The organism is Anaerolineales bacterium (assembly GCA_025808555.1).
Classification (GTDB): domain Bacteria; phylum Chloroflexota; class Anaerolineae; order Anaerolineales; family UBA11579; genus JAMCZK01.
The window spans coordinates 1621291-1635800 of record CP075526.1 but is presented as its reverse complement, the minus strand read 5'-3'; the positions used below and the strand labels follow the sequence as shown (position 1 = coordinate 1635800).

Below are 14510 nucleotides of genomic sequence, written 5' to 3'. Positions count from 1 at the left end.
GGGAGGGGGTTAAAACTTATAAGTAACAACTTTTGGGCGGGTTTTCCCGGAGGCAGCTAACGCTGGAGGCTTGGACACGCATGCTGCATCTATAGCTTCAAACAGCGGACGGCGCAAGGGTGCGTCAAGCCACTGGACAAATATGCCGCTCTCGGAAGCAAACAAAAGCCTCGCTCAATGAGCGAGGCTTTTTGTTTGGCATATAGGCTAGATGGCTGAGTAGAGGTGGAATTCGTAGGGAGAAGGGCGCAGCGCGACCTCGTGGATCTCGCTCTGCTTGAGGTCCTTCCACATGGTGAGGACATCTTCGGTGAAGACGCCACCGTCCAGCAGGTAGTCGTGGTCTTTCTCCAGGGCGGCGACACTTTCGTTGAGGCTGCCGGGAACACTGCGGATGGCTTGCTTCTCTTCGGCGCCAAGCTCCCAGATGTTCTTGTCGAGCGGGCCGTAGCCAGCCTTGGTGGGGTCGATCTTGCGCTTGATGCCATCCAGGCCGGCCATCAGGATGGCTGAAAAGGCGAGATAGGGGTTGGCGGTGGGGTCCGGAGCGCGGAACTCGATGCGTTTGGCCTTGGCATTCTCCTCGCCGCTGGCATACATGGGGATGCGCACGATGGCGCTGCGATTGCGCTTGGAGAAGGCTACATTGACGGGCGCCTCGTAGTGCGGCACCAGGCGACGGTAGGAGTTGGTGGTGGGGGCGCAGAAGGCGAGCAAGCTATCGACATGGGTGAGGATGCCGCCAATGTAATACAGGGCGAGCTCAGAGAGCTCGGCGTAGGAGCCCTTGCCGAAGAAGAGATTCTTGCCGCCGCTCCACAGGCTGTTGTGCACATGCATGCCGGAACCATTGTCGCCAAAGAGCGGCTTGGGCATAAAGGTGGCTGTGAGGCCATGCGCCTTGGCGACATTGCGCACAACATATTTGTAGGTGAGCAACTTATCTGCCATGGAGACCAGGCTGTCAAAGCGCAAGTCCACCTCGCACTGGCCGGCGGAGGCAACCTCGTGATGATGCATCTCCACTTTGGCGCCGAGAGCATCCAGGGTCAGGGCGATCTCGCTGCGCACGTCTTGCAGGGTGTCCACCGGCGCGACGGGGAAGTAGCCGCCCTTGGTGGGCACGCGGTAGCCGAGGTTGGTCATATCCTCGCGGGCGCCGGTATTCCAGCTGGCTTCGGGGCTGTCGATGTCGAAACCCATGCTGTGCGGCTCGATGGAGTACGAGAGGTGTGAGAATAGGAAGAACTCGGCCTCAGGGCCCCAATAGCTGGTCTCGGCGATGCCGCTTTCTTTCAGGAAGGCCTCGGCCTTCTCAGCAATGAAGCGCGGGTCACGGCTGTAGCGCTTGCCCTGCTCCGGATCGTGAATGGTGGCGATGAAGGTGAGTGTCGGCGCCTGGTAAAAGGGATCCAGCTGGGCGCTGTCAGGCTGCAGGGTGAGCAACAGGTCAGAGTCATAGATCTGCTGGAAGCCTTTGATGCTGGAGCCATCAAACCCGATGCCGCTCTTGAGGGCACCTTCAAGCTCATCTATCGGTACGGAACAATGTTGCCAGACCCCCAGCGGGTCTGTAAAACGCACGTCTACCATTTTGGGGGAGTGGGCTTTGATCAACTTCTCGACGTTCGCGGGCAGTGCCATTCAAGCTCCTTGGATATTGAAAACAAAAAAAGTCTCCCGAGGTGTTGAACACACTCGGGAGACTCCATTGTCTTCCTAGTATTTAGTTATCCGCGCCGTTGCGAATAAGAGATTATAGTACGGAAACTTTAGGCGCTTGTCAATAGGCAAGCGCGGTGATTATGTACTTAGCAAACGCACGCGGGCAAAGCTCTAATCTTCGTGGGAGTTATGTGCTTGGCAAGCCCAAATGGGGCTTAGATGGCTAATTCAGATGGGTTTAACATAAAAAGGAACGACATGTACAGTTATTCCGTCAAGTTTGATTTCGATTCCGAATACCCCGTACTCCATAAAATGGAAGTCTGCGAAGTCAACCGATACGATTTCGGGTATTCTGCGGATGGTGATGTTCATGTCACTGCCTACGGGACCGTACGGTTTACCGCTGGGGTCCAAGAAGGACGCGTTGAAGGTGAATTGCTCTCCTAGCTCGCCACCGAACGCGGTGACCATAGAAAATAATTCGAGCTTGGCTACCCTATTTTCACCTATATCGCCACTAACTGCTGAAAACACATTATGTAATGATACTGTGGCAGTTTCGTGGTGAACTTCCAACCCTTTGCAGAGAACTGTCCAAAGTCTGGTGGGCATTTTGCTCTCCTAGTCTAATGTGAACGATCGCATTGTAAACGAAAGCGACTCGTTTCCGAGTCGCTTTTTTCGGCGACTGCTGTACTTGGCAATGTCAAAGGATCAACTTCTAGTAATCTCAAAGAAGGGGTTTGCTTTACACGTAGTTGCTTACAGCCTGAATAAAGAACCCAACAATCAGCAGACCAAGAGCAATTCGGGAATTTCGTTTGTAGATTTTCCCTAACCTAATACCTTCGTGGTCTACCTTCTGAGTTGCGATGCCAATATGCCCCGTAGCGTTGATGTCTGATGGAAGACCGTATTTAAACAAAAGTACAGCCCCTGCGATATCCAACGCAAGACCAACAGTGTTCAGACAGTTGGCGTCCATCAGTTATTCTTGCTGGGCTTCTTCTTTGGCTTTTTCTCGACTTCGGGCCTCACATCGGCTCCAATTGGTCCATCAACAGGATGGCGTCGCAGATCTCTTTGAGGGATTTACGGCGATCCATGCTTTCGCGCTGGATGAGCTTGTAGGCAGCTTCTTCATCCAGATTGCGGCGCTTCATCAGGATGCCCTTGGCCTTCTCGACCACTTTGCGCAGCTCGAGAGCTTCTTTGAGGGCGAGGGTTTCTTCGATCAGCAGGGCATTTTCCACGGCGGCGCCGACCAGGCGGCCGACGGCGGCGAGCAGGTTGATCTCGGTCTCAGAGTGAGTGTGCGGCTGGCGATGCTGAACGTTGATTACGCCCACCACCCCAGGCTTGCCGACAATGGGTACCGAGAGAAAGGCCTCAAAACGGTCTTCAGGCAGGTTGCGGAAGTACTTGAAGCGCGGGTCTTGCCCGGCGCCCTGGGCCAGCGCCACCGGCTGCTGCTGGCTGGCGACCCAGCCGGTAATGCCCTCGCCCTGCTTCAGGCTGACCTTTTGCAGGAGGGCGGGATGGGGGTTTTTGGAGGCGCGCAGCACCAGATCCCTGGCGTTGCCGGAGACAACGTAGACCAGCACCGAATCGGCGGCACTGACCTCCTCGGCCACGGTGACGATCTCGCTGAGTACCTCGTCCAATTCCAGGCGAAATACGTCACGCGTTACTCGGTAGAGTAAAGCGAGCTCTTTTTCAAGTTTTACGAGTTCGTCCTGCGTCACGAGGACGGATTATAAGCCCCCACATGACTGTTACAATTTTCGGCGTTCTGACGTGTGTCAGGGATGTTGAAAGGATGACGATGGCTACAAAGAAAAAGAAGCCCGCAAAGAAAGCAGCAGTGAAAGCCAAGGCCAAGAAGGGCGCCAAGGCTAAAGTGACCAAGAAGGCGGCTAAGAAGACGGTGCAGAAAGCCGTGCGCAAGCCGGCCGCCAAGAAGACGGCCGCCCGCAAGCCGAAGGCAGCTGCGGCCCCCAACCTGGGCAATGTGCCGCGCTGGGACCTGAGCAATGTGTACCCGGGTCTGGAGAGCGAGCAGTTCAAGGCCGGCATCGTAGACCTGCAGGCGCAACTGGAAGGCATCGAAGCCTATCTGGGCGAGCACCAGATCCGCAAGAACGCGAGCGGCCCGGCGCAAACCAGCACCGATGAGCAAGCCAACGTACTCTCGACCCTGCTGGACAAAGTGAATGCGGTGGCGCGCCTGTACGGCACGCTACGCGCCTACATCGCCTCGTACACTACGACCGATTCATACAACCAAGCCGCCCGCAAAATCGAGTCTGAGGTGGAGCAGTATGGCGTAAATCTACAGAAAATCGATGTAGCCATCAGCGGCTGGGTCGGGAGCCTGAGCAGCAGCCAACTGGCTGAGATCACGCAGCGCCCTGGCACGCTGGCCGGGCATGCCTTTTATCTGAAAGAGCTGCACGAACAGAGCAAGTACCTGATGGAGTCTGAGCAGGAGGCGCTGGCGGCTGAGCTTTCGCTGAGCGGCTCCAACGCGTGGGGCAAGCTGCAGAACACCACCAATTCGCAACTGAGCGTGGACTTCAAGCTGGACGGCAAGGTGCAGAAGCTGCCGATGCCGGCCCTGATCAACCTGCGCAGCCATGCCAACCCGGATGTGCGCCGCCGCGGCTACGAAGCCGAGATGGCCGCCTTCGACAGCGTGAAGGAAGTGTATGCGGCGGCGATGAATGGCGTGAAGGGCGAAGTCAACACGCTGAATAACCGTCGCGGGCGCAGCGACGCGCTGCATTCTTCGATCGACACCTCACGGATCGACCGCCAGACGCTGGACGCGATGATGGAAGCGATGCAAGACAGCTTCCCCATGTTCCGCAAATATTTCAAGTCGAAGGCCAAGCGGCTTGGCAAGAGTTCGCTGGCATGGTGGGACCTGTACGCCCCGATGGGCAGTATGGACCGCGTGTACACCTACGAGGAAACGCGCGACTTCATCCTGGAGCAGTTCGGCACCTTCTCAGATGACCTGCGCGAGCTAGCCCGGCGGGCCTTTGACAAGGGCTGGATCGACGCTGAAATGCGCGAAGGCAAGAGCGCCGGCGCGTTCTGCATGGATGTGCCCGGGGTGGACGAGTCGCGCATTCTGGCCAATTTTGACGGTTCGATGGAGCAGCTGAGCACGCTGGCGCACGAACTGGGCCATGCATATCACAACGAATGCCTGGTGGGCAAACCCTACCTGCAGGCGATCACTCCCATGACTCTGGCGGAGACCGCCTCGATCATGTGCGAGACGATCATCACCAACGCCTCGATCAAGTTGGCACAGACCCCGGGCGAGAAGCTGGCGATCCTGGAGAGCCAGCTGCTGAATGCTTCGCAGGTGATCGTGGATATCACCTCACGCTTCCTGTTCGAGAAAGAAGTGTTCGAGCGCCGCGACAAGGCCGAACTTTCGGCGGATGAGCTGTGCGAGATCATGGAACGAGCTCAGCTGGCTACCTACGGCGACGGCCTGGACCCCAAGCAGCTGCACAAGTACATGTGGACCTGGAAGCCGCACTACTACTATGCCGGCTTCTCGTTCTACAACTACCCGTACGCGTTCGGTTTGCTGTTTGGCACCGGCTTGTACGCCATCTACCAGCAGCGCGGCGCGGAGTTCACCAAGGACTATCGCGACCTCCTGGCGAGCACGGGCCTGGGCGATGCGGCCACCCTGGCGCAGCGCTTCGGTATCAACATTCGCGAGAAGAAGTTCTGGCAGGACAGCCTGGCCGTCATCGGTGAACAGATCGAAGAGTACGTCAACCTCAAGGCCTAGCTTGGAAATAAAATAACAAAAAAAGCCCGCCGAATGGCGGGCTTTTTTTTATGGACAAGGGGGACGCAGAATGGTGCTGGTGGAGGAAACCGTGATGGGAATGGTTTGCGTGCCAATAATGGCGCCCACGAAGGGCATGGTGAGACGGAACTGATGGGTAACCTGAACTCTAAGGCGACGGCCGGCGCATGCGGCGGGCGCCGGAGTGATGGGGCAGGCTCCGGTGGCGCCGCAGACGTTGACGGCGACAGTGACGTTGGTGGTGTCCGCCAGGTTGACCGGGGTGCTGGAGCTGCTGCGCACGCGGGCAATAATGTCTGAGGCGTTGGTGGGCCGGAAGGAGCCGAAGATCGCGCCTTCTTCGGCAGCTTCACGCAGGGAGATGAGCGAAAAGTAGGCCCGCCCGGAATCCACGCCGACCGAGAGGACCAACAGCAAGGCTACAAAGGAGATGGCCAGCTCGGTGAGGCTTTGGCCGCGCTCACGGCGGCTGCCGGGGGCGCGCATGCTACTCAGACTCCGCGAAGCTGATCTCAAGCGAGGCCAGCATAGGGATCCAGCTGCTCAAATCCACTTCTTTGACGATGGTGCGGCGCGAGATGGTGGTAAAGGTCATGGTGGGGAAGCGGAATATGGGCATGGGTGCACCGGGGGTGAATGTGCCGGTCACTTGCACGATAATACGGTCTCCCAATGCGATGGTGGAGGCACTGACCGGGCAGTTGCCCAGAGAGGAGGTGCCCGGCCCACGGTCATAGCTGATGAGCACATTGGCGGAAGTGACATTGCCCGGACGCCCTAGCTGCACGGCGCGGTTACGGATGGCGGTGCAGTTAATGTATGGCGGCGTGCCGCTGACATCACTGGCCCCGGAGCCGAGACGAGCCGCCTCACGGCTGGCGCTACTGATGGACTGGTAGACGTACAGCGCGCGCCCGGCCTCAAAGATGCCGACCATAATGAGCAGCAGAACCGGGATGGCCAATGCAAATTCGACCATGCCCTGCCCTGAGCGCAGTCGGGAGCGATTGAAGCGGGAGCGTAATGCTTGCAGCATATGCAGAAATTATAGCGATTAGACGCCTTCTGGCCTATTTCTTTTTGGCAGCTTTGTCCCTGGCTTTGGCCGGCGCGGCGGCGGGGCGCCCCATGCTGTAGAGGCGGTTGAGGCCGCGCACCAGGAAGAACAGGGCGATGGCCACGATCAGGAAGTGGATGAGCGCATTGGCGAATTCGCCATAGTTGAGGGTGACGGCGCCGGCGGTCTGGGCGGCTTCGAGCGAGGCGTACGGGCCGGCAGGGTCACCGGGTTTGAGGAGCACGTACAGGTCTTTGAAGTCAGCACCGCCGAGCAGCAGGCCGAGAGGCGGCATGAGCACGCCTTTGACCAGCGTGTTGACGATACCGGTGAAGGCCGTGCCGAGGATCAGGCCCACGGCAAGATCAACGGCATTACCACGAGTAGCAAATTCCTTGAATTCTTTGAGCATCATCCCTCTATGAGACGTTGGATTTATTCTGCGGATAAACGCAGGCCGAAGATGCCGGCGATCAGCAGGACCAGCGAGACAAGCTTGATGGCATCACGCGGTTCATCGAGCCACAGCATGCCAAAGATAGCGGTGCCCGCGGCGCCGATGCCTGTCCACACGGCGTAAGCCGTGCCGACAGGCAGGGTCTTGAGCGCCTGTGAGAGCAGGGCCATGCTGATGACCAGGCCAACCACAAAGGCGGCGGTGTAGGCCGGCTTGGTGAAGCCGTCTGACTGCTTGAGCATCAGCGCCCAGAACACTTCCATCAAGCCAGCAACGAAGAGAATGACCCAGCTCATAGGGGCAGGCACCTTAGGCAAGCGCATCGATCTTGTCCTGCAGGTAGGTGGAGAAGTAGCCGGCGTAGCGCTGGCGCAGCTCCGGCAGGCGCCAGTCTTCGCTGGTGATGGTGCCGCGGCAGTTGGCCGCGCCGCAGGCGCACTCAAAGTCTTCGTCGGGCGTGCTGTCGCACATGGCATAGTCTATACAGACTTCCTCGCCCGCGGCAATGTCGCGCATGGCGACGATGAGGATCTGGCCGCGGATACCCGCATTGCCATCGCAACTGTGATTGATGTAATCGCCAGGGCCGGGCTTGCTGGAGACGAGGTAGAAGCCATCGGCCACCTGGGCGCTCTGGCGTTTCTGGTGCTCGCCCAGCGTCTTGAACACGGCGGTAGGCACCACATCCCCACCCCAGATGGTGACAGTTTCACCCTTGCTGATGGGCTGCACTGCGAACATGCCGCGACCTTCCACTGTTTTCTCCTGGCGAATCTCCAGTTTGGGGGAAAGCCACGAATTAGGGTAAGGCAGGCTGTAATCTTCTGTTTTTGTCATGGGAAAAATGGCTCGGGCGGGCAGGATAGTTCACAGTCTATCATGCCCGCCCGAGAGAGTTCAATAGGAAGCGTAGCCTACCCCAGTTTCGCTGGGTGTCAGCGTGGCTAGGTCGTGAGGCCGAAGCCGAACGGGAAGAGCGGCTCGCCTTTGGCATCCTTCAGGGGAATCTGGTCCATGCTGCGCGGCCAGGTGAAGGAGAGCTTGCCGGTGAACGGCTTATCGCCAAAAAGCACATCGGTGATGCCGGCCGCTTCGGTGCCAGGCCAGAAGGAAGCGACAAAGGCATCGGCGAGCTTGATCTCCTCCGTGATGATGAGCGGGCGGCCGGAGAACAGGACGATGACCAACTTCCTGGCGCGCGCCCGCACGCGGGCGATCAGCTCGCGGTCGGCGTCTGAGAGCAAGAGCGACTCGCGGTCACCGCGGCCTTCGGCGTAGGGCTGCTCGGCCAGCATCAGCACGGCCACGTCTGCCTGCAGCGGTTTGCCATCTGCGGTGACCTGGTCATCAAAGTTGCCGAAGCGGTCAAAGACCACCAGGCTGTCCGTGGAATCGCTGTCAAGGAAGGCATCCAGAACCGTGGTGCCGGTGGTGCTGGGGCCAGGCTTGCCTTGCCATTCGATGGTCCAGCCGCCGGATTGCAAGCCGATATCGTTACCCTCGCCAGCGAGGAAGATCAGGCGGGTGTCCTTGGCGAGCGGCAGCAGGCCACCCTCGTTCTTGAGCAGCACGGCGGACTGCGCCACGGCTTCCCGGGCCAGCTCGCGGTGCTCGTGGCTGCCGACGTGCGGCAGCAGGGATTTGTCAGCATACGGGCGATCAAACAAACCGAGCTCAAGCTTGACCTTGAGGATGCGGCGCACGGCGTCATCAACGCGCTCCATGCTTACATCGCCGTTGTTCACGGCCTGGGTCAAGCAGTGTATGAACCTCTTGTAATCAAAGGGCACCATGTTCATATCAATGCCGGCGTTGAAGGCAATGACAACGGCCTGATAGTAGTCTGGCGTAATCTGATTGATGGCTTCCCAATCGGTGACGATGAAGCCTTCAAATCCCATTTCGCCCTTGAGCACATCGGTGAGCAGGTAGCGGTTGGCGTGCATCTTCATGCCGCCCCAACTGGAGAACGAAGCCATGACGCAGCGAGCGCCGGCTGCCAAGGCATCAAAATAGGGCGCCAGATGCACCGAACGCAACAGCGCCTCATCAACATCGGTGACGCCCTGATCAAGCAGGTACTGCACCATAATGAAGGTAGTGGAGGAGCCGTAGGCGGTGCCGCCATCGCCCACAAAGTGCTTGGGGGTGCCGAGCACGGCGGTGGGCGCAGCCAGGTCTGGCACGCCAGCTGGGTTTTGCAGGCCCTGCAGGTAGGCAATGGCCATCTCGGTCACCAGCTCGGGGCGTTCGCTGAAGCCTTCGAAGGCGCGGCCCCAGCGCAGGTCTTGCGGCACGGAGAGGGCCGGCGCATAGTTCCAGTAGATGCCGGTGGCGGCCATCTCCACCGCGGTGGCACGCGCGATCCGGCGCACCAGATCAGGATTGCGCGTGGCGCCCAGGCCGATGTTGTGCGGGAAGATGGTGGCACCGAATACGTTGTTGTGCCCGTGCACAGCATCCACACCGTAGATCATGGGGATGGCCAGGCGCGTATTAAGGGCGCGCTTCTGGAAGTCATTGACCATGTCAGCCCAATTTTCGGCCGTGTTGGGGTTGGGGTAACCACCGCCACCACTGAGCAGACCGCCGATGAAGTAAGTCTCTACGTCATCGAGGGTGATGCTGTTCTTCTCAACCAGGGTGAGTTGGCCTATCTTCTCGGCCAGGGTCATCTGGCTAAGCAAGGCCTCTACGCGGGTCATGTCAACGGCGGTGCTTACGTTCTGTGCAGATTGCATGTGTCTCCTAGTAACAGCTGTGATGTATGCGTACCCGAAGGCACACTAACTTGCGTCTTGCAGCGCTTTGAGATAGCCCGGATACAAAGCGCGGACATGTTTATTGGGGTCGGGATTGAATTCAGCGGCGTCAACGGCCAGCCTGGCCCATTCGGGGATGGGCTGGACAGTGGGCTTCGTGGTTGCGAACTGGCGAATGGCCTCAGCGTGCGGTTTGAGGCTACCATCGGGCCGCACGAGGCCGAAGAAACGTTCATGGCGGCTGGAGTCACAGGGAGGTTTATCCCATAGCTCTTCTACATAGTCAGCAAAGCACCATGTGATGGCGCCGGTGGTGCCGATCTGCTGAAGCTTGGGAAGGACCTGGCGAAAATATTCGGCCAAATCTTCTTCGGAGGCCATGAAGCGCTTGTAGTGCTGGCCCAGCGCGTCCCATTCCCAATCGTATGAGGCCTGGCCGGGGGCTGCAGTGCACCCGCCGAACTCTTCCATCAAGACGGGTTTGCCGCTCAGCGCGGCAGTGAGGGCGCAGGTATATGGGACAAAATCAGGGTCAAGCGGGTAGCGAGACCAATCCACATACATGGGGTAGGAATGCATGACGGCCACATCGGTTTCGGCGTAGACATCACTGATCATCAGCCCATTGCGCTCATGCAGGCTGCCGCCGTGCAGGCCAAGGGTGACGGGGTGCACGGGGTCAATATCCTTGATGAGCTGGGTCATCTCACGCGTCCAGGCGCGGCCCTCAGCATTGGAGGCGGGCCAGGCGAAGAGGTCAGGCTCGTTGCCGAGGTTCCACATCCAGATGGCGTCGTGCTGCTTGAAGCGCTCGACCACCGTGCGCAGCAGCAAACGCTCGGCTTCAAGGGCGACGGGGTCATTGAAGAAGTTGCGATAGCCGCTGCTCTGCACGCGGCCTTCGCTGACGACCTGGCGAATCCACTTGTGGTGCGGCAAGGGGCCGCCGAGCAGCCAACGCGGCGACCAGTTGGGGCCACTCATGTGGCCGGTGAAGAAGGTGACATCCAGCTGAATGCCTGCATCAACAGCGAGGTTGCAGACGGTTTCCAGATGAGCCAAGGCCTCAGGCGAGACGCGGTCAGGCTGCGGCTGGAAGTCATCCCATAGCAGAAAGATGCGCGCCACGCTCATGCCTAGATCGTGCAGCAAGGCAAAATCCTCGCGCACTTCGCCAGCGTCAAACTGGCTCCACCAGTACATAGCCTTGCGACGCGGCCAGTAATTGGCGCCAAGAACAAAGGGTTGGGGTGTCTGCGTCATAGAGCCAGTTAGGGAGCAGGGATGATGAGCAGGAGCATTGACTCGGGGCTGAGATCAAGCAAGGTTTCGTTGCTCACTTGCAGCGGGGGCTGAACCACGGCCGCTTGCTCTTTGTCAAACAACAGCGCCTGTGCCTGGCCTGAATAATCCCAGCCATTGAGGGTAAGCGGAACTTGCCTGGCTTCAGCGGCCAGGTTAATGACCATCACCGCCAGGGCGCCATCCTCACGCACGGAAGCGAAGACGGATACCAAGTCCTCGTCAGAGGAGGCGTAGACCAGCTCCTGCCCGAATTCCTTGTACATTAGGTAGACGCTGTAGATGGGACGCACTTCGTAGTTGGTCATCAATCCAAAGTTGCCGGCGATGGCAAACTGGTTGACCATATAGACGCCATTGCGAATCATGCGGCCGAGTGAATCCCCCCACCAGATGGCATTGAGATGCGAATCCATGGTGGTATCGCCGCCGCTGCTGGCAGCCCAACTGGAGTTGGCCTCGGTGACGGCTACGGGAATGTCGCGTCCGGCGTGCTCTCGAATCAGTTCGCGCAGATAGGGGATTTTGAGGTCCCACTCAGCGGAGGCATGACGCAACTCGTCAGGGCTAGGTGGGCCGGCCAGTTGCGAAGTGGGAAATGGGTAACGATGGATGGAAACTACATCCACCATATCACCATTGGCCTGTAGAAACTCAATCATCCAGCGTTCGAGTTCAAGCTGATGCGGCTGAGTGGGGTTTTCGTAAAATTGGTTAATTTCTGGGCCGATGAGAATGATGCTGGGGTCAACGGCGCGCATGGCCTCAGCCCACTCACGCCATTCGCGCACAAACTGATCGGTCTCGTAGCCATCGCCGAACAGATTGGGTTCGTTACCAATCGACCAGAAGCGGATGTTATAGCCCTTCTCGCTGTTGAGCATGCGCACATGCTCGGCAGCGCGTTCGGCGGTGCCATTGAGAAGGCGAACATGGATGTATGGCTCGGCGCCGAACTGGCGGGTCAGCGCAACGTACTGATCCAGGTTCCACTCATCCATGTCATTGCGGTCACCCCAGTTGCCGCCGGGGTAACGGACGACGCTTAGGTTGGCGGCCTCAGCTGCCGGCTGCATTTGCAGCGGCACAAACAGCCAGGGGCCGTAGTTGGTGCCATAGACCAGCGGGCTGACAGAGCCGGCGGGCACAGAAGCATCTACGAACAGGCCGGGCTGAGTAACGGGGATGGTTGGCGTCCAAGTGGGCAGAGGCTGCGGCCCGGCGTCGGTCGCCTCGGCGGCAGGCGCTTGGGCTGCTGGGGCGCAGGCCGCCAGCAGCAAAGCAGCGCACAGGCAGGCCAGAAAGGGGCGGAGGCGAACCTGTGCGGCTTGCCTCATTTCTCTACACCAGTGACGACGATGCCCTGCACGAAGACGCGCTGGGCGAGGAAGAACATCACCAGCGGCAGCGCGATGGCCATCATGGAAGCAGCCATGGCGAGGCCCGGCTGGGTGTTGAAGATGTTGTTGAACTGGGTCATACCAATGGAGATCGTGTACAGATCCTCACGGCCTTGCAGGTAGACCAGCGGTTCAAAGAAGTCGTTCCAGGCGAAGAAGAAGTGGAACAAGCCAACCGCGATCAGAGCCGGGATGGACTGCGGCAGGATCACGTGCCAAAGCACCTGCCAGGGGGTTGCGCCGTCCAGCGTGGCGGCTTCATCCAGATCACGCGGGATGGAGCGGAAATACTGGCGCAGCAGGAACACGTTGTAGGCGTTGGCAAAGAAGTGCGGCACGATGAGCGGAAGCCAGGTGCCCCCCCACCCGATGGTGCGAAAGAAGATATAGGTGGGAATGAGCGTGACCTGGCGCGGCAGGATGATGGTGGAGATCAGAATTAAGAAGAGAATACCGATGCCCGGGACCCTGAAGCGTGCGAAGCCATACGCCACCAGGATGGAAGAAAGCAAAGTGCCTATGGTTCCCAGGGTTGCGATGAAAATGGTGTTGCGGAACAGCCGCCCAAGATTCACCTGCTCCCATGAGGTTGGAAAGTTATCCAATGTGGGATCGAAGGCGTAAACCGGGTCAAAGGTGCGCCAGCGACCCACCACCGTGAAGGTGCCGGCTTCGGGATTTTGGGGGTCTACATAGTCGCTCTCTTCGCGGCCGGGCTTTACCAGCGCCAGCTCGCGCACGCCATCTTCCGTAGGGACCATTAGCAGCGGGTATTCGGCCCCCTGGTAGGTAAAGTTAATCGGGCTGGCTGGTAAGCCTTGCGAATGCGTATCACGCACCTGCACGATGGTCTTGAACGCGGTCAGCGACATGTAACCCAGAGGGGCAAGGAACAACAGCAGGATCACCAAGCCAAGGGTAGAGATGCCGAGGTAAGGCAACAGTTTACGGAAGCGCGGTTTGAACTGAAAACGCGGCTTTGAGGGCACGCTAAGGGACTGGCCGGCCATGGGTTATTCGCCTCCTGCGTAGTACACCCAGCGTTGCTGCGTGCGGAATAGGAAGATGGTGATGAGCAGCACGACCACAAACATGACCCAGGCCAAGGTAGCGCCATAACCCATATCCAGGAAGTTGAACGCTGTGCGGTAGAGATACAGGTTGTAGAACATGGTGGAGCCGTTTGGATCGCCACGGCCATTGCTGACAATATAGGCCTGGGTGAAATATTGGAAGGAGCCGATGAGGGCGAGCACCAATTGATAGAAGATGATGGGGGAAATGATGGGCAGGGTCACATGGCGAAAGCGCTGCATGCCGGTGGCGCCATCCACCTTGGCGGCGTCATAGAGCTCGGTGGGCACGTTTTGCAGGCCGGCCAACATAATGATCATGGCGTTGCCGACACCCCAGACGCCCATCAGGGTCAGGGCGGGTAGCACCCAGTTCTCATCCTGGAACCAGCTGGGGCCTTGAATGCCGAAGACGCCTAGCATGCGGTTGAGCCAGCCCGTCTCAGTGCTCATGATGCCGCGCCATACCATCACATTGACCACCACAGGGATCATTGAAGGCATAAAGAACAAAGCTCGATAAATATTCTTGCCCAGCAGGTGCTCAGAATTGACGAGCAGCGCCAGGCCCAAAGGAATAATGATGCCAAAAGGAACTGAAATAGCAACAAAACGGAGCGTCACGCCAATGGCCTGACGGAAAAAGGGGTCTGTGAACAGACGGGCATAGTTGGAAAAACCCGCAAAGCTGATCTGGTCTGGATGCAAGGGGTTGTAGTTGGTGAACGAAAAAGCCAATGAGGCCAGGGTTGGCAGCAAGGTGAAGATCAGGAAGCCGATCAGCCAGGGACTAAGAAACAGCAAACCCCAGCGAATTTCCCTTCGCATCAAATTGTTGCGCGGCTTGCTCTCTTTTGCCTTGGCCGGGGCAGCGGCCATCGTTTGGGTTGTATCTGCCATCCTACACCTCAGAGAAAGAATTGTCTGGCGGGCCAAACTGCAGCCCGCCAGAC

General features: G+C 58.7%; 14 protein-coding genes. 1 reads left to right on the top strand and 13 read right to left on the bottom strand.

The genetic code is table 11. From position 1 onward, the window contains the following. Positions 1 to 207 precede the first annotated feature (207 nt). The 3 genes from glnA to KIT08_08190 all read right to left on the bottom strand — a co-directional run bounded on the left by glnA (position 208) and on the right by KIT08_08190 (position 3413). A complete protein-coding gene (gene glnA, locus KIT08_08200) occupies positions 208 to 1644 on the bottom strand; it encodes a type I glutamate--ammonia ligase (GenBank protein ID UYN89068.1) in 1437 nt (478 codons plus the stop codon). Positions 1645 to 1893: 249 nt separating this feature from the next. After that, positions 1894 to 2280 (bottom strand): hypothetical protein, encoded by a 387-nt coding sequence (locus tag KIT08_08195; protein ID UYN89067.1) that lies wholly within the window; start codon positions 2278 to 2280, stop codon positions 1894 to 1896. 422 nt (positions 2281 to 2702) lie between these two features. Continuing rightward, positions 2703 to 3413 carry an ANTAR domain-containing protein gene (locus KIT08_08190; protein ID UYN89066.1) on the bottom strand — a complete coding sequence of 237 codons (711 nt, stop codon included), beginning with the start codon at positions 3411 to 3413 and terminating at the stop codon, positions 2703 to 2705. An 80-nt stretch (positions 3414 to 3493) separates the two neighbouring features. Between KIT08_08190 and KIT08_08185 the strand changes: the two genes are divergently transcribed. Then, positions 3494 to 5485: a M3 family oligoendopeptidase gene (locus KIT08_08185; protein ID UYN89065.1), complete on the top strand. Its 1992-nt coding sequence runs from the start codon at positions 3494 to 3496 to the stop codon at positions 5483 to 5485. 48 nt (positions 5486 to 5533) lie between these two features. Here KIT08_08185 and KIT08_08180 read toward each other — a convergent pair whose 3' ends face one another. The 10 genes from KIT08_08180 to KIT08_08135 form a co-directional block, all read right to left on the bottom strand. Further along, positions 5534 to 5992, bottom strand: coding sequence for a pilus assembly protein (locus tag KIT08_08180; protein ID UYN89064.1), 459 nt, complete (start codon positions 5990 to 5992; stop codon positions 5534 to 5536). Between the two features lies 1 nt (position 5993). Next, entirely contained in the window at positions 5994 to 6542 is a 549-nt protein-coding gene (locus tag KIT08_08175) for a pilus assembly protein (protein UYN89063.1), read from the bottom strand. Positions 6543 to 6576: 34 nt separating this feature from the next. Next, positions 6577 to 6978: a large conductance mechanosensitive channel protein MscL gene (gene mscL, locus KIT08_08170; protein ID UYN89062.1), complete on the bottom strand. Its 402-nt coding sequence runs from the start codon at positions 6976 to 6978 to the stop codon at positions 6577 to 6579. A gap of 20 nt (positions 6979 to 6998) precedes the next feature. Beyond that, positions 6999 to 7316 carry a multidrug efflux SMR transporter gene (locus KIT08_08165; GenBank protein ID UYN89061.1) on the bottom strand — a complete coding sequence of 106 codons (318 nt, stop codon included), beginning with the start codon at positions 7314 to 7316 and terminating at the stop codon, positions 6999 to 7001. Between the two features lie 13 nt (positions 7317 to 7329). Beyond that, positions 7330 to 7857 (bottom strand): SET domain-containing protein, encoded by a 528-nt coding sequence (locus KIT08_08160; protein ID UYN89060.1) that lies wholly within the window; start codon positions 7855 to 7857, stop codon positions 7330 to 7332. 107 nt (positions 7858 to 7964) lie between these two features. Further along, positions 7965 to 9761: a glycoside hydrolase family 3 C-terminal domain-containing protein gene (locus tag KIT08_08155; protein ID UYN89059.1), complete on the bottom strand. Its 1797-nt coding sequence runs from the start codon at positions 9759 to 9761 to the stop codon at positions 7965 to 7967. A gap of 45 nt (positions 9762 to 9806) precedes the next feature. Then, a complete protein-coding gene (locus KIT08_08150; protein ID UYN89058.1) occupies positions 9807 to 11045 on the bottom strand; it encodes a cellulase family glycosylhydrolase in 1239 nt (412 codons plus the stop codon). A gap of 8 nt (positions 11046 to 11053) precedes the next feature. After that, the gene (locus KIT08_08145) at positions 11054 to 12421 is read right to left on the bottom strand and encodes a hypothetical protein (GenBank protein ID UYN89057.1); all 1368 of its coding nucleotides are present in this window, start codon (positions 12419 to 12421) and stop codon (positions 11054 to 11056) included. After that, complete coding sequence (locus KIT08_08140; GenBank protein ID UYN89056.1) at positions 12418 to 13494, bottom strand: carbohydrate ABC transporter permease; 1077 nt, start codon at positions 13492 to 13494, stop codon at positions 12418 to 12420. Before KIT08_08140 ends, KIT08_08145 begins: the two co-directional genes overlap by 4 nt. 3 nt (positions 13495 to 13497) lie before the next feature. Beyond that, complete coding sequence (locus KIT08_08135) at positions 13498 to 14457, bottom strand: sugar ABC transporter permease (GenBank protein ID UYN89055.1); 960 nt, start codon at positions 14455 to 14457, stop codon at positions 13498 to 13500. Positions 14458 to 14510: the final 53 nt, after the last annotated feature.